The following is a 26,049-nucleotide window of genomic DNA, read 5'->3' as shown; positions in this document are numbered from 1 at the left end:
AAACAGATATCGTATGGAGCGGGAAACGAGACTCGAACTCGCAACCCTCAGCTTGGAAGGCTGATGCTCTACCAATTGAGCTATTCCCGCAATAATATCTGCTTATCTTATAAAATACAGGTGGTGGAGGGGGGAGGATTCGAACCTCCGAAGTCTCTGACGACAGATTTACAGTCTGTTCCCTTTGGCCACTCGGGAACCCCTCCACAACTAAAACACCAAACTATTTACTCTTACAGCTTATTAATAATTGGATATACCAAATACTCTGTGCAACTGGAGCTGGCGATGGGACTTGAACCCGCAACATCCTGATTACAAATCAGGTGCTCTGCCAATTGAGCTACGCCAGCGTACAAGGTGAAAGAATATACCCAAAAGGATTTTTAATTACAATATTTATTTTGATTATGATGATAAAATTCCTTAATTTTACTACTGATTGAATGTGTTCCAAACAACCAACAATATCTATTACACCGAAACACCATTACTTTTCAACGATTTGTCAAACAAAAAAAAAGGCTGTGCCCGAAGACACAGCCTTAACTCATACTTCCCTATAAAAACTATTCATTAAGAGGATTTTTCACAAAAGCACTTTCACGATACCTCTCAAAGGTCATTGCGGTTGTACGATAAATAAGGTGAGCAAATTTTGTATATGGCATATACATAAAGAGCATCATAACAGTTACAAGGTGGATAAAATAAATAATATACCCAGGTGCAGCAAGTCCGGCCCAACGAGCAACTTCAGCAAGAAGACCGGTAACGCCAACAGCCATTATTTCCCAAATAAGAAACCAGTCATAAAAGGTTGGACTGATGTTATCTTCAGACTCAGCCTTGGAACGATTCATCCATAAAATTCCAACCCCAACAATCATTGCAACAGCAGAGACGTTGGCAAGAATTTTAACAGGATTCCATACAGACATGGGACCATGAAGACTTGGAATCCACAAGCCAAGAACATCGTTAGCAAAAGCAGACCATGCAGTAACGATAAAAAGGCCACCAAAAGCCCACATCAGTGGCTTATGACCAGTTTCACGATTGCGGTTAGTACCACATTCTTTAAAGCGGGTGTGCTTTACAATCTCTAGGACAGATGGCCATACAAAATTCTGAACCATCTGAACCATTGAAGGTTTGAAATTGGGATCAACTCCTTCCCTCTCGCACATCTGTTTCCACATCTTCGTTACCCCTTTATAGGAGGCAACAACTGCAAGACCAGCGGCTGCAAGCATAAAGAAATCAATAAAAGCAACATTTTTTGATAACCAATGGAAGTCCCAGTGGCCAAAGAAACGCTGATATCCATGTTTTGCGAACTCTTCTGCTCCTGGTATTGTCATTCCACCAGAAATCGCCCAAAGAACGAATATAACAACAGTTGGAATTGCAATCAGCATAGGAAGGCCTTTTGCGGTGGATGCAAGTTTTGCAAGACCAGTTGGCCATCCAAGGGCAGTATATGCATAGGCACGGATTGCACCAAGCACATCACCAGGTTTTGCACCACGCGGACAATATGCTGTACAATCTCCACACTGATGACAAAGAAAAACATTAGGATCAGCAACAAGCTTATCTTTAAGTCCCCAACCAGCCAAGATCATTTCCTGACGTGGAAAAGGGTTTTCTTCAGTGGACAACGGACACACTACTGAACAGGTGGCACATTGGTAACACTTTTTCATAGTGTCACCGCCAGCTGTTTTCAAATATCTAATAAAATCTAAATCGGGCTGAACATCCATGGTTCTACTCCTCCTGTTCTTTTATCAAGTCGTATAGCAATATTTTAAAAATATTAATTTTCAATTAAATTGAACATGGTACCGGTGTTCTCCCTTTTTTGCAAGAAGAGTCACACCGATACCCGATAAAATAACAGACCTAAAAACCCTTGAATGGATTTGGACCCATTTCGACAATTTCCTCAACAAATTCGCCTAAAATGTCAGAAATTTTGTCATAGTCAGTAATTGCAACAGATTCTGACTTTGCACGCTCAGGTTCAATTCCCAGAGTTGAGAGAGAATCACCTATGTTCTCCATACGCTTGGTGGCTATCTCAGACCCCTTAACAAAATGGCACTGATAGTCATCCCCATATTTACATCCAAGAAGCATTGCACCGTCAAAACCGGCGGACATTGAATCACGAATCCAGGCCATATTAACGGAACCAAGGCAGCGAACCGGAATAACTCTTATCATATGACTGAGCTTATGCTTCCGCATTCCGGCCATATCAATGGCGGGATAGGCATCGTTCTCACAGGCAAAAACTATAATCCGCAACTTGTCATCATCCTCTTCAGGAACTTCAATAGCCTTAATCATAGAACCGATCAGGTCGATATTGTAATCCTTGAATCCGATAATACGCTCTGGACAGGCGCCCATACAGGTACCACAGCGACGACAGCGTGATGGGTTCGGAAGTGGTGTTCCCTTTTCATCATCATCAAGTGCGCCAAATGGACATTCCTCAGTACAACGCTTACACTGAGTACATCTCTGCATAAAAAACTCAGGATATGTTTTATCTCCTGAGCGAGGATGAACAGAGACACCACGATCAGTAGACTCAATGGCCTGAATGGCTTTGAGTGCCGCACCGGTGGCATCATCTATGGTCTCCTGCATATTCATCGCTTTACGAACACCACCACAGGCATAAATACCAGTACGGCGTGTTTCATATGGAAAGCAGATAAAATGAGAATCTGCGTACCCGTCAAAGAGATCCAGATCAAGAAATTTAGGCCCCTGACGATAGGCCAGATTGATGGTATTCTCAACTTTGGTAGTGGGTACCATACCAGCAGCAAGTACTACAAGATCAACTTCAAGATCAAGATCTTCTCCAAGAAGCGTGTCTTTTGCATGAACGGTTCCACCCTCAACACCTGTAACAGTTGCCTTGGTCATGAATATTCCATCATCCTGCTGCACACCTTTATAGAAAAGCTCCATGTTACCAGGAGTACGCATGTGCTGATAGAGAATATAGGCTTGGGCGTCTGCATTGCTCTCACGAACATATTTGGCCTGCTTCAAGGCAACCATTGAAGTTACAGAGTTAGCATAAGGAAAATCCTCATCATGCTCATCTGCACCAGGGCTCATAATGAAAGCAACCTTTTTGACGCCATCAAGTTTGCCGTTTTTAGCCATGGCCTCAAACTCAGCGTTGGTGACGACCTTATCGTTGCTACCATAACCAAGATGCTCGTATTCTGAGACATCAGCAGGGATCCAACCCGTTGCAAGAACTACTGCACCGAAGCTCTCTCCAGCATCATTAGCTTTTGCATAGGGCTGAAGACCAGCATTAGGATCTTCCATTTCTCCTTTATCAATCAGTTCCTGCTCATCTACTCCAACCTTGGCAGGAGCATCCCACTCTGATTTTGTTCCAGCTGCTTTAAGAGTAACGTTGAAAGCACCGGGAGCACCGCCGATACGAGCAACCTCAGTCGCGGTTTTTACGGTGATATTTGCACTGGCTTCAACCTCGGCAATCATTGCTCCAATGGAGTTTTCTTCAAGTTCAGCATAGGGATAGGAAGTTGGAAACTGTTTAGCCCAACCGTTAGCCTTTCCGCCAAGAACATCAGCTTTTTCAATAATGGTGACCTTAGAACCAGCCTTTGCAGCTTCAATAGCAGCAGTCATCCCTGCAATACCACCACCCATAACCAGGATATCCTTGTTCATGGATTCCATTTCATAGGCTTCAGGCATTTCAGTTTTTTTGGCACGGGTACAGGACATACGAATGTAATCACTTGCAGTTTCCTGCAACCATTCCTTATGAGTATCTTCCTGGCCTTCTTCAGCCTCTCCAGCTGACCAGATTACCTGCTCACGAAGGTTGGCACGAACGGTGATGCAATCATCGCCCATATCAAACTCTCTTTGCATAACACGAGGAGAACAGGCGCAGATATTAAAGGTGTTGATACCTTCACTACTTTTTTCATTCTCAAGGAACGCTCGCCCCTCAGGCCCGCAAAGAGCAGAATGGGTTTTACATTCCTGTGACATCTCACCAGTTACAACACCAGAGAGCTCATCAATATCGAGGGCTTCTCCTATGCCACAACCTGTACATATATAGGTACAAATTTTCTTATCCATTGATTATGACCTCCTGGAAACCTGAATTGCCTTCAGGGCAGCAGCTGTTGCTGACTGATTACTTGTAACAACGTCGGCGGCTCTGCATGCACAACCTGCAGATAACACACCGGTCTCGGGATTTGAATTAACAAAACCGCTTGGATCCGTGTCAAGTGCAACAGGAGTACCATTAACAGCAAGAGATGGCTGCATACCGGTAGCAAGAACTGCCATATCAACATTCTGTTTGATCTTCTCACCAGTTACTGCATTTTCTGCAACAACAGTAACAGAACCATCGGACTCGGGGATAATTTCAGCAACTTTACCCTTGATAAATGTTGAGTTTGCATCCTTCATGAGTTTCTCACGGAATTTCTCGTATTTACCGGGAGTACGAAGGTCAATATAAAAGACATAAATTTTTGCTTCAGGGTAGCGTTCTCTGATGTACGTCATCTGTTTGAATGTGGCCATACAACAGATGTATGAACAGAACTCAAGATGATTTTCATCACGGGATCCAGCACACTGAACAAAAGCAAAAGATTCTGGTTCTTTATTATCACCGGGACGAAGAATTGCACCATTGGTGGGTCCACCAGGTGCTGCCATACGCTCAATCATCATATTGGTGACAATGGCATTGGATTCATTGAACTTCAGATTGTCCATTTTGGTTGGATCATAAGGTGTCCAGCCTGTGGCCCAGATAATGGATGCAACATTGATTGTTTTACTTTCTGTCGCCATATCAAGATCAACAGCACCATATTTACAGGAGGCCTTAACAGCATCGGCACCTGCAGAGGTGAGTGCCTCTTTGTTGATCACATAACGACGAGGGAAGGCCATCTCATGTGGAAGATAAGCTGCTTTGGATTTATTCATTCCAAAGTTAAACTCGTTGTCAATTTCATCTGGACAAGCATCAGCACATTCGCCACATGCAGTACAGTTGCTATTGACATAGCGGGGTGATGTTTCGAGAGTAACCTCGTAATTTCCGGGTCCACCACTCACAGCTGTTACGCTTGTCATAGTGTAGGTACGGATACGACGGTTATCCTTAATACGTTTAAAGTTAATTTCCAGTCCACAGCTAGGGGGACACAGTTTGGGGAAATACTGGTTCAGCTGTGCCACACGACCGCCAAAATACGCATTTTTCTCGACCAGGTACACATCATTACCGACTTCAGCGGCTTCAAGGGCTGCAGTGAGCCCGCTGATACCACCGCCTACGACCAAAATTGCACCGGAAGTGCCTTGCTCGTCAGTCATACCAACCTCCATTAGTACTCTTAATATTTACCTTTGAAAACATACTTCCGGTCAAGTGCAATTCTGACATTCAGTACGCTTCAATTTAAGAACAAACAAATTCAAGAATCAAAGGCTCTTTTTTTTAACATTGTAACTCATCAGAATAAAGGAAAGATTCCCATTTCCTTGCCTCTAATCAACCACAAGTGCCACATAGTAAAAATCTCCAGAAGTCCGAAGACTCCTGGAGATTGTTATCATGCGTATGTCCTACAGCCTTGGATTAGATCCAGGGGTCGGTCTCTACGATGTTAATACACTCAACCTTCTCACACAACCACTCCTGAGTCTCAGGATTGAAAGTAGAGTTAACAAAAACTTTCCAGTTCTCGTCATCACAGGTTGGGAAGTCAGATCTGTAGTAGAATCCTGGGTAGCGGGATTCCTCACGGAACTGAATGTGACGGATATGCATCTCTACACACCAGATACGATGGTAATTCTCCCAGGCACGAAGCAATTCATGAAGATCGCCAGCGGCCATTTTCTCTGCATCTTCGCGAAGAAGCTTGAGAAGATCCATACAAATACCCAGCAGTTTACCAGAGGTCATGTAGTATGTCGCAACACCACCACCATACTCATCGGTGGCTTTCATGAGACGCATCATGATACCTGCAGGCTTGCAGAAGTTGGGGTTAACGTTGGAGCTTGTGGAAGCACCGACATGCTCATTGTACAGTTTAACTGGAGCGTAAACTTCGTCTGCAAGTTCCTGTGCGGTCTGCTTCAGCTCTGGCTTGAAGTCAGCGTTATCACGACAGAATTTCACTAGCTGCTTAGCAACGATACGTCCTTCAGCATGAGCACCTGAGGAGAACTTATGACCGGAAGCACCAACACCATCACCAGCGGTGAAGAGTCCGTCAACGGTGGTCATACGATTGTATCCCCATTTGTACTTATGAGCGCGGGAATCATTGGCAACATCTGGAACCCAAGCTTCATCGGGACCTGAAGTCCAGATACCACAACAACCGGAGTGAGAACCAAGGAGGTAAGGTTCGGTTGGCATGATTTCAGAACCTACTTTCTCAGGCTCAACGTTGGCACCAGCCCAAAGGCCAGCCTGTCCAACGGACATATCAAGGAAATCTTCCCATGCTTCAGACTCGAGGTGTTTCCAGAATTTCTTCAGAGACTTCTCGTCCATTCCAGCTTCGCGACGTTCATCAAGGAAGGCATTCAGGGCAACATCGGTGGCCATGTAGATTGGTCCGCGACCTTCTTTCAACTCGTTGAGCATCAAGTGGTTACGAAGACAGGTAGGAGTAACAGCAGAAGCACCATAAGGCATGAACTTCTCAAGCTCATCTTTCACGGCATCAGTGTTTGCATAAAACTCACCAAGACCATTCTGAACCTTAGCTTTAAAAAGAAGGAACCAGGCACCAACAGGTCCGTATCCATCTTTAAAACGAGCGGGGGTGAAACGATTTTCCATCATGGTCATGGTTGCACCAACCTGACCACACATGGTGTAGGTGGAACCGGCATTCCATACTGGATACCATGCACGACCTTTACCCTCACCGGTAGACCGGGGACGGAAGATGTTAACAGCACCACCACAAGCTACGAGAGCAGCTTTGCAACGGAAAACGTGTACTTTGTTTTCACGGGTAGAGAAACCAACAGCACCAGCAATCTGATTTGGCTTGTTTTTGTCAAGAAGCATCTTCACGATAAAGATACGCTCAAGACAGTTTTCCTCACCAAGGGCAGCTTTAGCGGGCTCAGCAACGATACACTTATAAGACTCACCGTTGATCATGATCTGCCACTTACCGGTACGTACAGGGGTTCCACCTTCACGCAGGGTTGGGGCAGGCTTGGAACCGTCAAGGTTTTCGCCATCAGCATCTTTCTTCCAAACGGGGAGACCCCACTCTTCGAAAAGCTTAACGGACTCATCCACGTGACGTCCACAGTCATAGATAAGATCCTCACGAACAACGCCCATCAGGTCATTACGAACCATCTTCACGTAGTTTTCGATTGGATTCTCACCAATATAGGTGTTGATAGCAGACAGACCCTGAGCAACAGCACCGGAACGCTCCATGGAAGCTTTGTCACAAAGGACAATCTTCAGGTCATCGCTGGCCCATTTTTTGATCTCGAAAGCAGTACCGCAAGCAGCCATACCACCACCAACAATGAGTACGTCAACATCGTGCTCAACGATCTCGGGATTCTCAACGGCCTTAAGCTCGCCGTTGGGTTTATTTGGTAACGCCATATTCAAATCTCCTTATAGATTCAAAATGTTTTTTTAAAATAATTCAATGGATTCTTCTCAACACTCTGAGGGAGAATTATTTAGGGGTCGGCAGACTGGACTCGAGGAGAAGGCACTCGTCATCCAGGTTAGCACCCTTCTCACCGGGATATGCGTTAGCAGCACCCTCAGCAGTAGTACGAACAGGGAATTTGAAACGTTTCATGTTACCATTACGGAACTTAACGGTCCACATGATGGAATCAGCACTACGCATAGGATGAACCTGTCCGCCCATGGGTACGAAGTCATCGTATCCACGAACAAAGATTGCGCCCTGCGGACAAATTTTAACACAAGAGTAACATTCCCAGCACGCATCTGGCTCTTGATTGTAGGCACGCATTTCCTCTTTGTTAAGTACCATCAGGTCGTTGGGACAGATGTACATACATGCAGTCTTGTCTCCACCCTTGCAACCATCGCACTTGGAAGGATCTACATAACTTGGCATTAAACTACCTCCTCAGTTAATTTACTTTTTGCGACCCGGAACCGACCGGGCCAACTATACCACTAAAAAAAAGAACATCAAAAAAAGTCTGGCTTTTCAATAATGCTCCACCAACACAAAAAAGTTTTGGTACCAACAAGTTAACTACACCTAGCACGAACATCCCACTAAATGAACCATCACTCATTTTTAACCAGTTTGAATTTATATATGGTTGCCAAATAATTGTCAAGAAAATTCATTCGCTATCAGATGAGCTCAGAGGTGTAATCCTTGCGGGCAAAAACCTCTCGTGGTTTCGCTCCATCTGCTGGCCCAACGACCCCTTCTTTCTCCATCATTTCGATCATTCTGGCTGCTCGATTATACCCTACACGCAGTCTCCTTTGCACCATGGAAATTGATGCCTGCCCAGACTCACAGACCAGATTCACAGCCTCGTCATAGCGCTCATCATACTCTTCATCTCCTGCTGCCTCTCCATCATTTCCCTCGTCTTCTACTGCAGAGGTTACCGATTCATCATAACTGGCATTCCCCTGTTCTTTTAAGAATGTGATAATGGCTTCAGTTTCTGCCTCTGATATGTAGGCACCATGAACCCGCTGCAACCCGGACGAGCCATTTGCAAGATAAAGCATGTCCCCGGCACCGAGAAGGTGTTCAGCACCCGAAGTGTCGAGAATGGTACGGGAGTCTATCTTTGAAGAAACTTTAAAGGAAATTCTAGTTGGAAAATTGGCTTTAATAAGGCCGGTGAGAACATCAACCGACGGTCGCTGGGTTGCCAAAATAAGGTGCATTCCTGCGGCCCGTGCCATTTGAGCAAGCCTTGCAATGGAAGACTCAACATCCTTAGAAGCAACCATCATCAGATCAGCCAGCTCGTCCACAATAATTACAATATACGGGAGTTTTTCTTCGGCACTTTCATTATACGAATCAAAGCTTTTCACCCTGGCAACTTCGAGTAATTTATAGCGCCTCTCCATCTCTCGTACAGCCCACATGAGGGCACGAGATGCAAGTTTCGGTTCTACCACCACAGGATGGAGAAGATGGGGGATCCCTTCATAACCTGACAACTCAATACGTTTTGGATCCACCATCAGCAGGCGCACCTCTTCAGGAGTCGCATTGTAAAGAATCGAAGCAATAATGGTATTAATAGCAACACTCTTTCCTGAGCCGGTTGAACCGGCAATCAAGAGATGCGGCATTTTAGCAAGATTGACAATTGAAGGTGCCCCAACCACATCAAGCCCAAGCACAATAGCAAGTTTATCCTCGACTTTTCGATATTCCTCCGAGGCGAGCAGGTCTCGAATATAAACAACTGAACGATTCGGATTCGGTATTTCAATGCCAAGTGCAGCTTTACCAGGAACCGAACCGACAACACGTACAGATTGAGCCTTGAGCCCAAGTGCAAGATCATCAGCAAGCCCCGCTATTTTATTTATTTTCACTCCTGCCGCAGGGGAGTATTCATAGGTTGTCACCACAGGGCCTGGGGATATCCCCACAACTTTACCGGAAACCCCGAAATTTTTTAATTTCTGCTCAAGCTTCTTAGACACCTGGTAGTAAACTTCCTTATCAACCACGCCTCCCTGGCTGCTATTTTTTTCAAGAAGACTTATGGGAGGCAGTTTCCAGTCACCTCGAGCCACGAGGCGTGCGGCGAAGTCATCATCATCTGAGACTTCAGACGTTTTAGCAATCTCCTTCACCACTGGCATTCCAAGGCTTGGCCCTACTGCATCAGGAGTTTCTCTTCCTACACGACCAGAAGGGATTCTCACTCTTGGACCATTCTCAACAGCAGTAACAGTCTTTGCACTTCTCTTCGCCTCTTTTCGCATAACTCTTCTCTCGTTACCAAAAACGAGGATATTCCTGAGACCACAGCCTGCTTTTTTGGTCACACGCCATAGAAAAAGAGTAAGCTGATAGGGGGAAAACTGAGTCGACAGCATGAAGGACATCAGAAAAATAAGCAAAAGAAAAAGAACTGTTCCGGGACCACCCACGAGTGACTGCATAACAGTGAATATGGTTTTTCCAATGACTCCGCCTGCATCAATTGATGCCCATCCTTTGAGAGAAAAGGCTGAAAACAACGCACAGGCGGAAAGTACCGATCCGGTCAGGCCTGCAGTGATTTGTGGTAGACGTTCAAAAGCCACCCTGGGACTGAAAAACAAAAAAGAGAGAATAAGCAGAAGAGCAGCAAGAAGATATGCCCCCCACCCTGTAACACCGGTAAGAATCTGAGCAATCAACATTCCTATCTCTCCCCCCCAATTACCATCACCTGCAAAATATGGAGAGGCAAGGCTGAGAAAAAGAAACAGAGACAGGAATACCCCTAGAACTGCGGTGGCCTCCTGTTTCAAGCTGGGCCGTGTTTTCTTGCTGACTTGTGTCATGGTAAATAACTATATATTTAAAAATTAAAAAGGAGAGAAAAAGATAATATAAGCAGTAATCGATGTAATCGATTTGCTCAAAATTGCAAGACGACAAGTTATGCGGGAAGGAGCCTAACTACAGCGGTTTGAATACTAATTAAAGAGAGAATACTACTTGGCGATCCCTGTCTTCACAGCATCAAGTACACCATTGACAAAAGACGGAGAATCCCCTGTACCAAAGCGCTTGGCTATTTCAACAGCCTCGTTGATGGCAACTTCTGGTGGAACATCATCACAATATATCATTTCATACACTGCAATCCGTAAAACATTTCTGTCCGTCAAATCAATACGTTCCAGCCGCCAGTTACTTGCATGTTTTTTTATCACAGAATCAACGTCTGCACGCCTGACATAGACACCTTCGAGAAGTTCGAGGGCATAGGGACGTGCTTTTTTCTGCACATCGTACAGGGAACAGAAATCGACGAAACGATTTGCCAGATCCTGATCAAATCCAGCTTCAAATCCCTTAAAATCATCCTGGAAGAGAAACTGCAACACAGCTTCACGTGATTTTCGACGTATGCCCATGGCAAATTTACAAAAGAATGTATAGTTAAAAACAAAAAAAACAATTCATGGAAGGAGGGGAATACCCCACTACCCGTTTATCAAACAGGTAGCAGGAGTACGAACAACACAGCCACAACTTCTTATTGAAACTTAGATATCAGGTCTGCCATTTCAATGGCGGCAACAGCAACCTCAGAACCTTTATTACCAGCCTTCGTACCTGAACGTTCAATAGCCTGTTCGATGGTCTCGGTAGTCAACACACCAAAAATAACCGGAACCTCGGTTTCAAGTCCAACCTGGGCGGATCCTTTCGAGACTTCATTCACAACAACGTCAAAATGTGGTGTTGCACCACGAATAACAACTCCAAGACAAATTATGGCATCGTACTTCTGGGAGTTAGCCATTTTCTTGGCAATAAGGGGGATCTCAAATGCACCTGGAACCCTCACAACATCGATATCACCGTCAGAAGCTCCGGACCGGAGCAGGCTGTCCAGCGCACCTTCAAGAAGCTTTTCACAAATAAATGAATTAAACCGGGCAACAATAATCCCGAATTTCTTTCCGTCCGCCTTTAAATTGCCTTCAATGTAATTTGCCATATTTTCCGAGTCCTTATTTCTTTCCTGTATTAATTTCTTTCTCGCTCAATCTTCATCCACTTCAATAAGATGGCCCATTCGATCACGCTTGCACTGGAGATATCCTTTGTTTTCTTCACTTGCCGCCATCTCAATGGGGAAGCGATCGACGACTTCTATTCCATAGCCCTCAAGACCAATGATTTTCTTGGGGTTGTTGGTGAGCAGACTCATTTTCCGAACCCCAAGATCACGAAGAATCTGAGCACCGATTCCATAGTCACGAAGATCCGCCTTAAAACCGAGTTTATGATTGGCCTCAACGGTATCCAGGCCTTCATCCTGCAGATTATATGCTTTCAACTTATTGACCAGACCTATGCCGCGTCCTTCCTGACGCATATAGAGGACAACACCAGTTCCCTCCTGGTCGATCATTCGCATGGCAGCATGGAGCTGGTCTCCACAGTCACAGCGGGCCGACCCAAACACATCTCCTGTCAAACATTCGGAGTGAACCCTAACAAGCACCTTTTTCTCCGGGTCTATCTGGCCTTTGACAAGCGCAAGATGCTCAAAGCTGTCAACATCATTTTTATACACAACAGCTGTGAACTCGCCTGCATGTTCCGTTGGTATTCGTGCCTCAGCCGCGCGATGCACAAGAACATCTTCACGCAGACGATAGGCAACGAGATCGGCAATGGTGCATATTTTCAAATCATGTTCTGCTGCAAATATTTCAAGATCGGGCATCCGGGCCATGGTTCCGTCTGCTTTCATTATCTCACAAATCACACCAGCTGCAGTGAGCCCTGCAAGGCGGGAGAGATCGACAGACCCTTCAGTCTGACCAAGGCGAACAAGGACTCCACCCTCACGGGCACGAAGGGGAAAGATGTGACCAGGGCTGATAATATCTGTCGGTTTAGCATCAGGTGCCACGGCAGCTTCAATGGTACGTGCCCTATCTGCGGCAGAGATCCCTGTTGTCACACCGGTTGTAGCTTCAATACTGACGGTAAAACCAGTGCCGTAGGGCGATTTGTTCTCAGAAACCATCATAGGCAGTTCCAGCTTGTCGATCAACTCAGGACTCAGGGTCAGACAAATCAACCCCCTGCCGTGGGTAGCCATAAAATTGACCGCCTCGGGTGTGATTGCGGACGCTGCCATATAGAGATCACCCTCATTTTCTCGGTCTTCATCGTCAACCAGGATAACCATCTTACCGGCTTTAATATCTTCAAGAACTTCATCAATTGAACTCACTGCCATAACAATCAACCTATTTAATTATTTTTTCGTATATTCGCGGAGAATACCTTATCCCCGCAAAGAATGGATTAAGGGCATCAAAAAAATCCATTTTCTGCAAGAAACGCCGGATTAATGGTGGTTCCTGATCCAGGAACTGTACCTCCTGACTCTCTCGGAAGAAGCATCTTTTCAACATACTTACCTATGATATCCACTTCGATATTCACCTCATCTCCCCGCTTGAGCACTCCAAGAGTCGTCACCTGGAGTGTATGAGGGATAATGGAAACCTCAAAGGTTTCCATTGTACAACTATTTACAGTAAGACTCACCCCATTAATAGTTATCGACCCCTTCTCAATAACGTAACGGCCAAATTCTTTGGGGAAGCCAAAAGAGAACAGGGTAAAGTCACCACTGGGCTGCCTTTCACGAACAGTTGCCACACAGTCGACATGACCCGAGACGATATGCCCTCCAAGACGATCAGTCAGCTGAAGAGCCCGTTCCATATTCACCGCTCCTCCCACACCAATACGACCAAGGATGGTGCGTGAAAGGCTTTCGGGCGAGATATCAACGGTAAATTTCCGTCCTTTAATATTATAAGCTGTCAGACAGACACCGTTTACCGCAATAGATTCTCCCTCTTCCGGATCTGTGAGATCAAAACCTGCCTGGAGATCAAACGCCATCCCTCCACCAACATTACGCTTGGCCAATAACTTCCCGGTGCCCTCTATTATTCCTGTAAACATTACTCTCTATATTTTACTGGGGCTTACGCTTCGGCTTCCAGCTCTTTTGCTCGAGTGAGAAATTTCTCAGCAATATTCTTATGCTTATAGTTGGCATGGATGGAAGCAATCGTACGATAGGTGTCAGCAACTTTAGCCTTGTCACCCATGGCCATATAAATATCCGCGATGGTTTCCATAGTGGCTACGGTTCCCTGAGGATTGTTATTAAGACTATGAGTATCCAGCATATCAAAACAGATATTCAGCGCTGCAGTATTATCATTTAAACCACGATGGACAGTGACCAGTTGCATGGACAGGGCCAGAAGGCTCATGGGGTCTTCAAAACGGTCACAGATATCCCAGGCACGTTGATAATGTTCTTTGGCCTTTTCAAATTCGCCCTTTTCAAGACAAACATTGCCAAGCTGGTTAGAGGCATTGGCGATTCCATCCTGATGTTTTTTCTCCTCGTAGCCACGCAAAGCATTGTGAAATGCAACGGCTGCCTGGGCTAAATCCTTCTCTTTCAAAAATGCTATACCATCATCATACTCAGCCTGAATGGGATCTGATGAGCGTTTTTTTTCTTCTTTCTGGCCAGCCTTCTTTATGTCAGCCATGGACTGTATGTTACTAATCATTTTTTAATATCTCCTTCACTGATCTGTTTCAATGCAACAGTTACCAGTTCAGCAATTGTATATTCTACTGGTTTTCTATTTTCCCATATAACAAGTTTTTCCTGATCATCACTGAGCTCCATAAGCTGCAGGCTTACTTCTTTTGCCCTTATCCGACCCAGCAGTTGCACTACAAGCCCGCGCATTTGAGGGTTGGGATGTTGTAAAAAATGAAACAGGTTGAAAAAAGGCGTCTCACGAATAAGATCAGGCCTTTTAGCGGCAATTTTCGAAAGCGCCCACACGACCTGAACCTGAGTGGAATCATCACCCATATAGTTCAGCAGATGCCTTGTAAAAGCACCAAAAACATCTGGCCGGCCAGAAATAACTTCGCCCAGAGCCTCAATCATTCCCCAGGGGGCCGCCGCCGAATCGGAACAGGCTTCAAAGAGACGGTGAACGAGCTCAGACACCTGGCCTGGCATTTTTGTAGCAACACGGGAACAGACCTGACCAATAACCCAGGCCGTTTCCCAACGCCGGGCCTCGTCGACATCGTACAAAAGACGCTGCAGAAGACGAAGAGTCTTCCTGTTATCAAAACAGAGCATGACCAGAGTATCGATATCTCCTCTGTCTCTCGCCTCTTTAACCCCTTTCTTCGTAGACTTGAGTTTTACTCTTTTCGGATCAAGCTGTGGTTCTGGAGTCGGGATTGCTTCAACAGCATCGGACAGTATCGGAGTAATGGTCTCTCGCGCCAAGGCCTCTTTCTTCTCTTTCACCCGCTTGGCAATCTCAGCAATCTCAGTATGGAGACGGACAAAATAAAGAACGCCACGAACAGGACGACCATCAATGTTTCGAGTATTAACTACCTGATGGGTGGTCTCATCATAATCCTCTACCCGCCCAGTCAGATAATCATCCTCGGGCATCAGATCCCATGCGAAATCCCAGTTATCATTGCAGGCAAAAACAAGAGCCTCCACCATTGCCGAGCCCACATTGTGACCAGTGGGGTCACAGGTATACACAGCACCACACTGACAGCGACCAACCTGGAATTCCTGCATCTTCCGCTCAATGGCATCGGTTGCCCGACCAACTTTCTGGCCACAAAACGGACACCAGGGGGCGGTGGTAAGTTTTTGTTTCTTCATAATACTATGCTAACTTCTCTTCCAAGCCTGCAATAAAATTGGGATCAACGGAATACCCTAATTCTATGGCTTTTTCCATGTGGACCTTTGCTTTGGGATAATCACCACTGAAAAAGAGAGCGACAGCAAGATTATTCTGCGCAAGAGCTGAATCGGGCTCAAGTTGGGTTGCCTTAGTGGCTGCCTTTAACGCACGATCGTCTTCACCTTTCATGGTGAGCACGGATGTAAGATTCATCCACACGGTTGCAAGTTTGGGATCGTACTGAATGGCCTTCTCGTAGGAGGCAATTGACTTATCAAGCTCATTGCGCTGTTGCCAGATCAATCCAAGATTTGCGTGGGCCTGTGCTGAAGTGTCAGGCTGAACCTTGATTGCCATTTCATTTAGCTCCTGAGCCTTATCCAGATTTCCCTGACCGAAATAAATAGCTCCCAGATTAATCATAGGCTGATTAGCCTGTTCATCAATCACAAGACACTTTTCAAGACACTCTATAGCCTCGTCGATCCTCCCGGATTTCAAATAAACAAGCCCAAGGTGATGCAAAGTAACAACATTGTCTGGATTCTGTTTACATTTTTTTTCCAACTCTGCGATGACTGTTGGTAGATCTTCAGTCAAATTCTCAATAGCATTCTCTTCTGACATGACATTCCTCTAAATCAGTATGTTTTAAAGCATTACATTTTAAGGTAAAATTGTTGCGCGAACCGTACCGGAAATATAAGACTTGTTTGTTCTTCTTAAAGCCAAATCGACTACACTATAGACACCATCCGCTGACTTGCAAGAAGAAAATGCCAGACCACAGCTGAGGCATTCATGCTACCTGTTGAAACGCTCCTCACAGGAGAGAGTCAGTTCTTTTTGCTGCTCCGCTAATATAGCTTTTGCCTGAACCACATCCTTTGCAATCTGAGTTGAAAGCTCTTCTATCCCTGAAAATTTCTTTTCATTGCGCAAAAAACGCAGCAGGTTGACTTTAATCGGCTTCCCATAAATATCCTGATTAAAATCAAATATATGCGTTTCTGCAACAAGACGATTTTCCCCAAAAGTAGGATTCACTCCGATATTCAATACACCGCCATAACACCTTCCACCACAGATAACCTGACAGACGTAAACACCCATTTTAGGAATGAGATCCTCTTTTTCCATGTTCAGATTTGCTGTCGGAAACCCTATTTCTTTTCCACCACGCTGCTGACCCAGCTGGACTTCCCCCCTGATCTGATAATACCTTCCAAGGAGTGTCCTGGCGTCCGCCATTCTACCATCGGCCACCAATTCCCGAACCTTTGTGGAACTCACCAGAAAATCCTGTTCATAATGAGCATCCACCACGGTCACAGAAAATCCTTTTGCAGCGCCCTGTTCTTTCAGAAATTCAATATTACCTACCCGGCCTTTCCCGAAAGCATAATCATATCCAACAACGAGCTCTTTTACGCCAATGATTTTTCTGAGGATGTCATCGACGAAATGATGGGCTGTAATAGCTGCAAATTGCATGGAAAACGGTATGATAACGAGGACGTCAATCCCCGCATGTTCTATAAGCTCCGTCTTCTGCTCACAGGTGGAAATCAGCTTTATTCCCTGAGGGCGTAGGACCTGTAGTGGATGTGGGTCGAATGTCACCGCCACACTTGTCCCATTACAGCGATACGCCCTCTGGACAACTTCACCAAAAAGAAGTTGATGGCCCAGGTGAACACCATCAAAGTTACCGATAGTCACACATGCATGAGGAAAGGATTCTTTGATTTGACTCAGTTCTCTATATATCTTCATTTCGCCATTGTATTGTTCAATTATCAAACCTGTTCTTTTTTGACACCACCATGAAGAAAGTCTTGACAAATCCCTTCAGGACAAGCATATTTACCAGCGTTGCCGAAGTGGCGGAATTGGTAGACGCGCTAGGTTCAGGGTCTAGTGGGAGTATTCTCGTGGAAGTTCGAGTCTTCTCTTCGGCACCAAATTTAAAGGTCTTTATAAGTAGGCAATACTTATAAAGACCTTTTTTTTGGCCTACACTTTCACAGTCCATAGCAATTACTCTCTTTTTCCAAACCCTTCCAACCTGTTTCAAACTAAATAGAGAGAAATCATTGTCGTGTTCGTATTCCAATTTCGACCAAAAAGCAATACAATCCTCGTTGTATGAGGTCAGTCGAAAATTAGGCATTCCTGCTTTAACAGCTTTTAATATACCCATGTCACAGCATTAATGTATCCAATCAAAACCCCTTCATACCCTTCTGTTATAAAAAATAGTTAAGGATTTTTTTGATTTCATGTTAGAATTTTCCCAAATGAATCTATTCCAGTCTTCTACAGAGCAGTATTCAACCTATCACAACAACTCAACATATTGACTTAATGAATCAAAAAAGAAACACTTCCCCTCTAGCCTTCCCACCCAAAACAGTCTGGGATGTAGAAGGGGGAAAAGCTGCCGGCGTCTATACATGGTTTAAAGAAATCAGTGAAGAGCTTGAAAATGACTGGGTTCTATCCGACAACAACAAGATGCTAATGTTGGGAGGATATTCCTACCTTGGCCTCAACAAACACCAACAGATCAACCAGGCAGCAATAGACACCATCCAGAAATTTGGAACAGGAATGAGTGGTTCGCGATTTTTGGCAGGGAGCACAAAGATTCATTCTCGCCTTGAATCAAAGATTGCTGCACTGCACCAAAAAGAAGGAGCTATTGTTTACACCAGCGGATACCTGGCAAATGTTTCGACAATTGCCTGTCTCCTGCGCAAAAATGATTACATTATTTGCGACAAGATGAATCACGCATCAATGATCGATGGCGGGAGATATTCCAGCGCCAAATTGATGCGCTATCCCCACCATGACCTTTCTCGACTTCAGAAGATACTGGCCGGCATACCCGACTCATCAAGAAAACTTGTTATTATTGATGCCATTTTCAGCATGTCTGGTGAGCCAGCTGACCTCCCCCAGATCATAGCACTTTGCAAAAGATATAACGCATATCTTATGGTTGACGAATGTCATTCCATGTTTGTTTTAGGGAAAACAGGCGGTGGTATTTGCGAGTATTACAATATCAATCCGGATGACATCGATATCACCATGGCGACCCTCTCAAAATCCATTCCTGCCGCAGGTGGGTATGTTGTCTCTTCTGCTAAAATGATTAATTATCTGCGCCATGAATCCCGGGGCTTCATTTACTCCATTGCACTCTCAACGACCATGGCCGCCACTGCTCTTAAAGGATTGGAAATATTTGAAACTGAGCGCCAGAAGCTGGTAAACAGACTTAACAGCAACACCAAAATTTTCAAAGAGACGCTGCATTCTTTAAACATCCCTGCGGGTAAATCGGTCACTTCTATTGTTCCCATCTTTGTTGGTAATCCTATGAAGGCTGCTGTAGCAGCAAAGATCTGCCACGAACATGGACTTTACATTCATGCTGTTTTTCCTCCCGTCGTTCCTGCAGGTAAAGCAATACTCCGGGCCTCAATCACTGCCAGTCACAAAAAAGAAGACCTTATCATGGCAGCCAAAACGATTGCCGCCATATTAACAGAGCTGGAACATATGGAAATGCCAGACCTGTCTGGATTTAACATGTAATTCAAATCACGAACCGGAGAACAAGATGAGAATAGTTCTTTTTGCAATGCCTGATACTTCTGACATATTGGAAACAGTGGGCCGTCTACCCAACCTGGCCCTCGCATCCCTCGCCGGTTCCGTAAAGGGCCACGATGTTCATATACTGGATCTGATTCTAAAAAAACCTGGCGTAAAAAAAGCCATAAACGAGACAATCAACACCTACAATCCTCAGGTAATAGGTCTCAGTGCCATGACTTTTCAGTTTGATACCCTCCTGCGAATCGCAGCATACATAAAATCTACCCACCCTGACATACAAATTGTCATTGGTGGTTATCATGCAACTTTGATGTACAAAGAGATCACCGAGAACGATGCGGGATTACCCGTCGACTTTATTGTTCGCGGAGAGGGCGAAATAACCTTTGCGGCATTAATAAAGGAGCTTGAACAATCCTCTCCCGACTTCCAGTCTATCAAAGGCTTGAGTTACCGATCTCAAGACTCCTGGGTGCACAATCCCAAGAGAGATCTCTTAGAAATCAGCAAACTCCCCCTTCCTGACCGCAGCAGTCGCCTGGACAGTTCCTTCAATATTCTCGATAAATCAATGGATGTTATCGAGACATCGAGGGGATGCCCAAACAACTGCAAATTCTGCTGCATCACCCATATGTACGGTCACTCCTTCCGCCCCTTTCCTATCGAAAGAGTAGTTGCCGATTTAAAAAGTATCAAAGCTAACGGTACACGGTCAGTTTTTATCATTGACGATAACATCACTCACTCAATAGACCATTTCAAAAGCATCTGCAATGCAATAATTGAGAACAATCTCAACGACATGCACTACATGACCCAGGTAACTGCCGCCGGAATGGCCAACAATCCCGACCTTGTGGAACTGATGGATAAGGCGAACTTCCGAATCATCTTCGTCGGCTTTGAATCCATGGATCCAGATGTACTCCGCGCCATTAAAAAACCAACCAGCCCCAAAATCAACCAGCAGGCAGCAGCCATCCTGAGAAAACATAACATGGCAATCATAGCCGGTACTATTGTTGGGTTCGCCAACGACACCAAAGAGTCGATCAAGAAGCAGTTACAGCAGATTCGCAGCCTGGTGCCAGATTCCATTTATGTCCAATATATAACTCCCTACCCAAAGACCATTTTACGTGAGGAGATGCTTGCCGCAGATCTTGTTGTCAACAAAGATGATTTCTCACAGTACAATGGGTTTTCCTGTGTAGTAAGAACTAAATATCTTAGCCGTGACGAACTCTACAAGGCAAAAAAAATTGAATGTCTGAAGCCCTACTTCAACCTGAAAATGATCTGGAACAACTATTTTCTGAGAAATTATTTTATGGCCTTTGTCGTCCATGAGGCAAAGACAATTGCCATGCTGCTATTGAATATACTCACCCTCAAACAGAGAAAAAATGACATCGATATTTAATGAGAAAATAACTTAATATCCCATCAAACCGCAGCAACGGCAGCATACCGGCATAAGGCCATCCCTCTGAAGGCTTGCACGGAAGTCCCGATACCTTTCTGAATTCCACAACTCTGTAATAGTTTTCTCTTTTACATTACCAACGATATAATCATGGTAATCTCGACAGGGTGACATATCGCCATTGGAATCAAGCTCCACTGCCTGAAAGATAGAGACACACTCATCGTAGCCAAATGTTTCCTGATGATCTGTGTAATATTTTTCCAAATCTGCAACGGTCGTGATATCGGGAATAAAGGTCACAGAGGGTGCCGACAAGGATTTAGAAAGTGATTTTAATTCCTTGATCTGTTCTGCGAGGGTTTGGTACTCATCAGGTTTCCAACTGCCTATCCATCCCCGGTGAAGTTTTGGTTGAAACCCAAAACGTTCACTAAAGTCAGTCTCATGTCGTTCCGCCTGTTCATGGTTAATCCACCATGAAGGATAAAAGACAAAAATATCCACATACTTCTTAAAACGATGATAGATATCTACGAGATGATGCATGTTCTGCTTGGAAATCACCGTGAGTGAGGCCACAATCGGTAAACCAGGACGACCTTTTCTACATTCGTAGACTGCCTGCAGCCCCTTGAGGATATCATTAAATGCATCACCTTTTCCAGCTGATGGCCGAAGTCCATTGTGCACATCACCATTGTGGCCATCTATTGACAGCTGCAGAAGATATAAACGGCTCTTAATCAACTCCTCAGCCATACTGGCAATCCTATGGCCGTTTGAAACAATGGATACAGGCATTTTCCTTTCAGTGGCACCATAGAGGATATCGAGAAGTGAAACGTACATGGTGGGTTCGCCTCCCCATATATAAACATTTGGCCGGTGTCCATGATGCACAAGATCATCAAAGATCTCAAGATATCTTTTTCCTGAAACTTCTCTTCCTTTAAGCTCGCCCGGATTACATCCATGGAGAAAACCATTATCTCCCCATTGGCCGCAGGTATGGCAGCGAAGGTTGCACAAATCCGTTATCCGTATAGACAGCTGGTGAATTTTTCGTGCATAGCCACTTTTTCTTTTAGGGTTCAGAAAAGGAAAGAATTTCTTTTCCGCTTCAATCCTGGCCAGCTTCAATCCAATACGAGGATGCGGTAGCAGAATCTGCGCTCCCTTTAGTATGGCGTCCAGTGATACTGCCGCACGTCTTTTTTTCGTCATTGTATACACACAGTTTATTTTAAAGTATCACTGATAACACATTACTCAGACATAGGCTGTAGGAGAGCCTTGTTTTTCGTCTTCAGGAGAGAGATTCTGACCTGTCGGCGCTACATTCTGAACTGATATCATTCCCAGAAGAATATGAAAGAACCAGCATGGTTGAGGCTGAAGTAATCCATCATAAAACTGAAGATGAATGAGAGTGCCAGTTATTGGAACCCAAAAAACCACTGGGTGGATCATCCCTATAGACTTCCCCTGTCGCAGATACCTTAAAAGTCTTGTATACAACATCACAACAGAAAAAGAATAGAGGAGAACAAATGGGAATCCAAGATCACACATAAACGTCAAGAATTGATTTTCAGAAGAACGGTTGATTTCTGGAATAACCTCGGCAAATTGTTCTTTTGTGACATAGGGATACACAATCTCATAATCCTCCAGATATTCTAGACGAGGAGCCACCAAGCCAATACCGAGAAGAGGCTTTTGTAATGCCATGTGAGTCGAGAAAAAGAAATTCTCCACCCTAAACCAAATTGAAATATCCTCTTTGTTAAAAAAAAGACCGGGCACCTGGTACAAGTGAATCGTCGACGCTAGAAAGACGGCTAACGTAATAAAAAAGACAGTACCTTTTCTTCTTTTATTGGTAAACACCATTGCTCCTACGACCAAGAGAGGAGGAAACCAGATTATCGGGTCAAAGCTGAGCGACATGACATAATAGCTCACAAGTAAAAAAAAGATTCCAATTATCTTCACCCGTCGATCATCTCTGAACAATAAGCTCAGGGGACCAAAAGAGAGCAGGAGAATCAGGTTATTGAATGGATGTTTATGAATATCTGCTAAGTGCAACACATTTCCATACAGAAAATAGCCACCTATTCCCAAGAGAAGAAGTAATGTTAAAAGAATAAGACATAGTTTAGAAAACAAGAAAATCCGAGAAGGGGTATTTAGCAACAGCCTTCCACACCAAAAGCCACCAATCCCTGAAGAAAGGACAGTCAAGCCTCGCCACAAAGGAGAGGTTGGTTCCCCACTGGCAATTCCGCTACAAACACATAACAATGCAAGAATAATACAGACACCCCATTCCCGGTCCAGATGAAGAGAATCTTTTTTTATTAGCAGGAGATAGAGGAAAGTGATCAAGCAGAGTATACCAGAAAAGACCTTTGCCCGTTCTCCTGGTATCAATGTAATATTGGGAAACTTTGTCACAAGCTGAAAGCATGTAAAACTAAAAAGAATCCACACAACTTTTTCTGATCTTTTCAGTTCGGCTAGCCACTCCAACATATACTTACAGTCCCTGATGTTCGTTTTCTGCAGTGGTTCTCAAATCAAACATATTGTAACCCTGCTCTTGAGCAGTTCCAAATGCTAACACACGAATCCCATCTTGAGAATACACTGGCCTGAAATTCGTCTCATCAAACACGGCAAATGAAGATTTCCCCCTCAAAAGCCCTTGAATATAGGTGCCAAAAGGCTCGAAGTAATCGGCCGTTCCACCAAGACCATTCTCTTGAAAATCGCTTTCTCTAACCACCATATAATCAATTTTATGTTTTCGGCAAAAATCTCTTAGTTCGTCAGGATTTTCGGAATAATACGCATTAAAGAATTGATATGTCCTACTCTTGATAGTTGACCAGTATTGATCATACCACGTATGAGAGAGTTCATAGCTGACAAAAGCCCTTCGTTTCGAAAAAGTCATTATATTATCCATAATATCAGGGTGTCCGGCGATAGTACAATTCTTAGGAGTTGTCAAAAAGAACTGATATAAGGATGACTGCTTTGTGTAATCGTAAATTCCTATACCATTCAGCCGTATCGTTCCTAGAAGAACAAGTAAAATTACCAACAGGATTGTATGCTTTTTTATTCCCTGCTTATATTCCATGCCTGAACGAACAAACATTCCTGTCAATACACAATACACAACCGTTAAGGAATATTCCATGTAGCGACTTGGCAGAAACAGATCCATGAGGACAAGGCGTGCCAGGAAGTATAAGAATACTGACGCAAAAAGAAGATAAAGAAAAATTTCCAGCCTCTGAATCTGTTGGTATACAGCCTGGTTATTCCACCCTGACACAGCAACAAAAGCAAGTATTAGAGTCCCTGTGACGCTCGCAATCACACTCAATACTCCAAGTGGGGGGAACTGAATAAACGGACGAACGCACTCAAAAAACATTGATGGTACTGGGATAATTTCATATCTTCCGGCGGCTGTATATTCAATATTCCCGACCATTTCCCCATACGAAACAATTTCCCCAAAATCTGGTACTGTGAATAGACGATATTTCACGACCAGGAGTACAACTCCGACACATACCGGTCCTATGGACAGCAGTAAATGCCCTATGGGGATTTGTGACCGTTCTCGTCTGTCGCTGCTTATGTTTAACCATGACACATCCCTCAATCTAGGAAAATGGCAGAACCACTGAGTGCAAAGTAGAAATAAGCTATGTGTGACGAGACATAAAAGACAGAGGTAGGGATTAAACAATGCTTGTACCATTATAACGATACCAGCACGAAACACTTCATTGCCGGACAGAAAAAAGAGATACAGAATAAGCAGTGGAAAAACAAAGCCTCTGGAAAGGCCACCGGAAACAGCACCCAGGAAAAACCCAAAATACAAAAAAACACAAACTGTCACAACTCCAGTCAACTCATCACCGAGCCGGGAAGCGAGAAGAAAGAGACTGCCAGCCGTCATTAAAAAAAGTAGTCCACTCAGAACTTTACTGAATTGAACGGGATTTATAAAATAAGAAGCTGCCCGGTATATTACTTTAACCCCCCACGGAACATACTGTTTTGCGTATTCGGTTAGATAATGATTCTCAAACAAATCAGGATCCTGCCACTTCTGCATCCAATAAATCTGTTGTCTGACATCATCATTGATTACATATTGCGAACGAACACCACTCCAGTGTGCTGAAAGATACACAAGAAATATAATGACCAGAAGCAAAACTTTATGTTTAGTGCTTACATCCATAAAAAATAATCTATGACCAAGAATACTATTCTTTGACTAAAAAATGAGAATAAAGTTAGCATATTGACCATCTGCAAACTCAGAGTACTAATCAACAATCACCTAAAAACAAAAATACCAGATTCAACCAGTAAAGAAAGCTGAAGTTAGAAATACAGACAATGAAAACATACTTCAGAAGCAACTTTCTGCCAATGTTTCGGCAGTGTAGACCATATGATATTTGCAATCCCCTCTCACGTGGGATAAACTTTCTACTTTATGTACACATTTCCCCTTACAGCACAGCCATAATAGCAACCAGGCAAGACATAAGAGTATCAGAAGAAAACACAATGAGCGAGCCACTGTGCCCACAGTAAACTTATGTTTATCAAAGAAGACAACTACTTGTTAAGCGTGATCATCCCGACATACAATGAACAAAATCGAATTCAACAAACCATTCAAGATATCAGCACGTATTTTTCCCAGCGCCCAATAAGGATTGAACTCATCATCGTTGATGATGGGTCAAAAGACAATACGCTGTCTATTCTGCAAAAAGAATGCTCTTCACAATCTGTCCCCATTACGATTCTTCAGAACAGCAAAAACAGGGGCAAAGGGTATTCAATTAAACGGGGAATGCTCCATGCAAACGGAGAAATACGCCTCTTTACTGACGCAGACCTGTCTACTCCTATAGATGAGTATGAAAAGATGGCACAAGCTCTTCTGAAAGAAGATTATGATATAGCAATTGGATCGCGTGCACTGGCCAACTCTCAAAAAACAATCCCACAGAATTTTGTCAGAGACCGGATGGGCAAACTCTTTGGATATATTGTCAGATGGCTCCTGTTGCCAGATATTCAAGATTCCCAATGTGGATTTAAGGCCTTTACAGCAGAATGCGCCCAACAAATATTTCCTGAACTGACAATATGCCGTTTTGGTTTTGACCCAGAACTCCTCTGTATCGCAAAAAAGAGAAAGTATCGTATAAAAGAAGTACCCATAACCTGGGAAAACAATTTTGATTCAAAATTTCGCCCGCTAAGCGATCCGATCAATGTTGGGTTTGATTTATTTAAGTTCAAAATCAAGTCCCTGTTGCGTAAGCCTTGA

Annotated in this window: 20 protein-coding genes and 4 tRNA genes; 4 read left to right on the top strand and 20 right to left on the bottom strand. The window is 44.2% G+C overall.

The window, feature by feature from the left end:
* Positions 1–14 precede the first annotated feature (14 nt).
* From UWK_RS10095 to UWK_RS10015, 17 genes are all read right to left on the bottom strand, one after another.
* Positions 15–90: transfer RNA gene (locus tag UWK_RS10095), tRNA-Gly, on the bottom strand.
* Between the two features lie 31 nt (positions 91–121).
* Positions 122–206, bottom strand: a tRNA-Tyr gene (locus UWK_RS10090).
* A 71-nt stretch (positions 207–277) separates the two neighbouring features.
* Positions 278–353, bottom strand: a tRNA-Thr gene (locus tag UWK_RS10085).
* Between the two features lie 216 nt (positions 354–569).
* Complete coding sequence (gene qmoC / locus UWK_RS10080; RefSeq protein ID WP_015404267.1) at positions 570–1,769, bottom strand: quinone-interacting membrane-bound oxidoreductase complex subunit QmoC; 1,200 nt, start codon at positions 1,767–1,769, stop codon at positions 570–572.
* 139 nt (positions 1,770–1,908) lie between these two features.
* Positions 1,909–4,161, bottom strand: a complete 2,253-nt coding sequence (locus UWK_RS10075) for an FAD-dependent oxidoreductase (RefSeq protein ID WP_015404266.1) — start codon at positions 4,159–4,161, stop codon at positions 1,909–1,911.
* Positions 4,162–4,164: 3 nt separating this feature from the next.
* Positions 4,165–5,427 carry a CoB--CoM heterodisulfide reductase iron-sulfur subunit A family protein gene (locus UWK_RS10070; protein ID WP_015404265.1) on the bottom strand — a complete coding sequence of 421 codons (1,263 nt, stop codon included), beginning with the start codon at positions 5,425–5,427 and terminating at the stop codon, positions 4,165–4,167.
* Positions 5,428–5,692: 265 nt separating this feature from the next.
* The gene (gene aprA, locus UWK_RS10065; protein WP_015404264.1) at positions 5,693–7,711 is read right to left on the bottom strand and encodes an adenylyl-sulfate reductase subunit alpha; all 2,019 of its coding nucleotides are present in this window, start codon (positions 7,709–7,711) and stop codon (positions 5,693–5,695) included.
* Between the two features lie 76 nt (positions 7,712–7,787).
* A complete protein-coding gene (gene aprB / locus UWK_RS10060) occupies positions 7,788–8,204 on the bottom strand; it encodes an adenylyl-sulfate reductase subunit beta (RefSeq protein ID WP_015404263.1) in 417 nt (138 codons plus the stop codon).
* Positions 8,205–8,452: 248 nt separating this feature from the next.
* A complete protein-coding gene (locus tag UWK_RS10055; protein WP_015404262.1) occupies positions 8,453–10,636 on the bottom strand; it encodes an FtsK/SpoIIIE family DNA translocase in 2,184 nt (727 codons plus the stop codon).
* A gap of 153 nt (positions 10,637–10,789) precedes the next feature.
* A complete protein-coding gene (gene nusB / locus UWK_RS10050) occupies positions 10,790–11,215 on the bottom strand; it encodes a transcription antitermination factor NusB (protein ID WP_015404261.1) in 426 nt (141 codons plus the stop codon).
* A 122-nt stretch (positions 11,216–11,337) separates the two neighbouring features.
* Positions 11,338–11,805, bottom strand: coding sequence for a 6,7-dimethyl-8-ribityllumazine synthase (gene ribH / locus UWK_RS10045; protein WP_015404260.1), 468 nt, complete (start codon positions 11,803–11,805; stop codon positions 11,338–11,340).
* Between the two features lie 45 nt (positions 11,806–11,850).
* Positions 11,851–13,062, bottom strand: coding sequence for a bifunctional 3,4-dihydroxy-2-butanone-4-phosphate synthase/GTP cyclohydrolase II (locus UWK_RS10040; protein ID WP_015404259.1), 1,212 nt, complete (start codon positions 13,060–13,062; stop codon positions 11,851–11,853).
* Between the two features lie 77 nt (positions 13,063–13,139).
* The gene (locus tag UWK_RS10035) at positions 13,140–13,802 is read right to left on the bottom strand and encodes a riboflavin synthase (protein ID WP_015404258.1); all 663 of its coding nucleotides are present in this window, start codon (positions 13,800–13,802) and stop codon (positions 13,140–13,142) included.
* 23 nt (positions 13,803–13,825) lie between these two features.
* Positions 13,826–14,428 (bottom strand): tetratricopeptide repeat protein, encoded by a 603-nt coding sequence (locus UWK_RS10030; protein ID WP_015404257.1) that lies wholly within the window; start codon positions 14,426–14,428, stop codon positions 13,826–13,828.
* Positions 14,425–15,573 carry a DVU0298 family protein gene (locus UWK_RS10025; RefSeq protein WP_015404256.1) on the bottom strand — a complete coding sequence of 383 codons (1,149 nt, stop codon included), beginning with the start codon at positions 15,571–15,573 and terminating at the stop codon, positions 14,425–14,427. Before UWK_RS10025 ends, UWK_RS10030 begins: the two co-directional genes overlap by 4 nt.
* Positions 15,574–15,577: 4 nt before the next feature.
* Positions 15,578–16,225 (bottom strand): tetratricopeptide repeat protein, encoded by a 648-nt coding sequence (locus UWK_RS10020; RefSeq protein ID WP_015404255.1) that lies wholly within the window; start codon positions 16,223–16,225, stop codon positions 15,578–15,580.
* A gap of 177 nt (positions 16,226–16,402) precedes the next feature.
* Positions 16,403–17,374, bottom strand: a complete 972-nt coding sequence (locus UWK_RS10015; RefSeq protein WP_015404254.1) for a bifunctional riboflavin kinase/FAD synthetase — start codon at positions 17,372–17,374, stop codon at positions 16,403–16,405.
* 101 nt (positions 17,375–17,475) lie between these two features.
* Here UWK_RS10015 and UWK_RS10010 point away from each other — a divergent pair.
* The 3 genes from UWK_RS10010 to UWK_RS10000 all read left to right on the top strand — a co-directional run bounded on the left by UWK_RS10010 (position 17,476) and on the right by UWK_RS10000 (position 20,657).
* Positions 17,476–17,562 (top strand) — tRNA-Leu (locus UWK_RS10010).
* Between the two features lie 403 nt (positions 17,563–17,965).
* Positions 17,966–19,207: an aminotransferase class I/II-fold pyridoxal phosphate-dependent enzyme gene (locus UWK_RS10005; protein WP_015404252.1), complete on the top strand. Its 1,242-nt coding sequence runs from the start codon at positions 17,966–17,968 to the stop codon at positions 19,205–19,207.
* A gap of 25 nt (positions 19,208–19,232) precedes the next feature.
* Complete coding sequence (locus tag UWK_RS10000; protein WP_015404251.1) at positions 19,233–20,657, top strand: B12-binding domain-containing radical SAM protein; 1,425 nt, start codon at positions 19,233–19,235, stop codon at positions 20,655–20,657.
* A gap of 12 nt (positions 20,658–20,669) precedes the next feature.
* Here UWK_RS10000 and UWK_RS09995 read toward each other — a convergent pair whose 3' ends face one another.
* Genes UWK_RS09995 through UWK_RS09985 form a run of 3 tightly spaced genes read right to left on the bottom strand, consistent with a single transcriptional unit; the run spans position 20,670 to position 24,939 of the window.
* Positions 20,670–21,887 (bottom strand): radical SAM protein, encoded by a 1,218-nt coding sequence (locus tag UWK_RS09995; RefSeq protein ID WP_015404250.1) that lies wholly within the window; start codon positions 21,885–21,887, stop codon positions 20,670–20,672.
* Between the two features lie 45 nt (positions 21,888–21,932).
* Positions 21,933–23,159, bottom strand: a complete 1,227-nt coding sequence (locus UWK_RS09990) for a hypothetical protein (protein WP_153304883.1) — start codon at positions 23,157–23,159, stop codon at positions 21,933–21,935.
* A gap of 46 nt (positions 23,160–23,205) precedes the next feature.
* The gene (locus tag UWK_RS09985; protein WP_015404248.1) at positions 23,206–24,939 is read right to left on the bottom strand and encodes a hypothetical protein; all 1,734 of its coding nucleotides are present in this window, start codon (positions 24,937–24,939) and stop codon (positions 23,206–23,208) included.
* Positions 24,940–25,305: 366 nt separating this feature from the next.
* On the opposite strand from UWK_RS09985, the gene UWK_RS09980 reads away from it, so the two are divergent.
* Positions 25,306–26,049: a dolichyl-phosphate beta-glucosyltransferase gene (locus tag UWK_RS09980; protein ID WP_015404247.1), complete on the top strand. Its 744-nt coding sequence runs from the start codon at positions 25,306–25,308 to the stop codon at positions 26,047–26,049.

It is taken from the genome of Desulfocapsa sulfexigens DSM 10523, assembly GCF_000341395.1.
Lineage (GTDB): Bacteria > Desulfobacterota > Desulfobulbia > Desulfobulbales > Desulfocapsaceae > Desulfocapsa > Desulfocapsa sulfexigens.
Note: the sequence above shows the minus strand (reverse complement) of the source record. Positions and strands in the feature narration are given on the sequence as shown.

Coding starts and splice junctions, on each gene's coding strand:
- UWK_RS09985 (WP_015404248.1), bottom strand. CDS start 24,939: ATGGATGTAAGCACTAAACATAAAGTTTTGCTTCTGGTCATTATATTT.
- aprB (WP_015404263.1), bottom strand. CDS start 8,204: ATGCCAAGTTATGTAGATCCTTCCAAGTGCGATGGTTGCAAGGGTGGA.
- aprA (WP_015404264.1), bottom strand. CDS start 7,711: ATGGCGTTACCAAATAAACCCAACGGCGAGCTTAAGGCCGTTGAGAAT.
- nusB (WP_015404261.1), bottom strand. CDS start 11,215: ATGGGCATACGTCGAAAATCACGTGAAGCTGTGTTGCAGTTTCTCTTC.
- UWK_RS09980 (WP_015404247.1), top strand. CDS start 25,306: ATGTTTATCAAAGAAGACAACTACTTGTTAAGCGTGATCATCCCGACA.
- ribH (WP_015404260.1), bottom strand. CDS start 11,805: ATGGCAAATTACATTGAAGGCAATTTAAAGGCGGACGGAAAGAAATTC.
- UWK_RS10005 (WP_015404252.1), top strand. CDS start 17,966: ATGAATCAAAAAAGAAACACTTCCCCTCTAGCCTTCCCACCCAAAACA.
- UWK_RS09995 (WP_015404250.1), bottom strand. CDS start 21,887: ATGACGAAAAAAAGACGTGCGGCAGTATCACTGGACGCCATACTAAAG.
- UWK_RS10025 (WP_015404256.1), bottom strand. CDS start 15,573: ATGAAGAAACAAAAACTTACCACCGCCCCCTGGTGTCCGTTTTGTGGC.
- UWK_RS10040 (WP_015404259.1), bottom strand. CDS start 13,062: ATGGCAGTGAGTTCAATTGATGAAGTTCTTGAAGATATTAAAGCCGGT.
- UWK_RS10015 (WP_015404254.1), bottom strand. CDS start 17,374: ATGAAGATATATAGAGAACTGAGTCAAATCAAAGAATCCTTTCCTCAT.
- UWK_RS10075 (WP_015404266.1), bottom strand. CDS start 4,161: ATGGATAAGAAAATTTGTACCTATATATGTACAGGTTGTGGCATAGGA.
- UWK_RS10020 (WP_015404255.1), bottom strand. CDS start 16,225: ATGTCAGAAGAGAATGCTATTGAGAATTTGACTGAAGATCTACCAACA.
- UWK_RS10035 (WP_015404258.1), bottom strand. CDS start 13,802: ATGTTTACAGGAATAATAGAGGGCACCGGGAAGTTATTGGCCAAGCGT.
- UWK_RS10000 (WP_015404251.1), top strand. CDS start 19,233: ATGAGAATAGTTCTTTTTGCAATGCCTGATACTTCTGACATATTGGAA.
- UWK_RS10070 (WP_015404265.1), bottom strand. CDS start 5,427: ATGACTGACGAGCAAGGCACTTCCGGTGCAATTTTGGTCGTAGGCGGT.
- qmoC (WP_015404267.1), bottom strand. CDS start 1,769: ATGGATGTTCAGCCCGATTTAGATTTTATTAGATATTTGAAAACAGCT.
- UWK_RS10055 (WP_015404262.1), bottom strand. CDS start 10,636: ATGACACAAGTCAGCAAGAAAACACGGCCCAGCTTGAAACAGGAGGCC.
- UWK_RS10030 (WP_015404257.1), bottom strand. CDS start 14,428: ATGATTAGTAACATACAGTCCATGGCTGACATAAAGAAGGCTGGCCAG.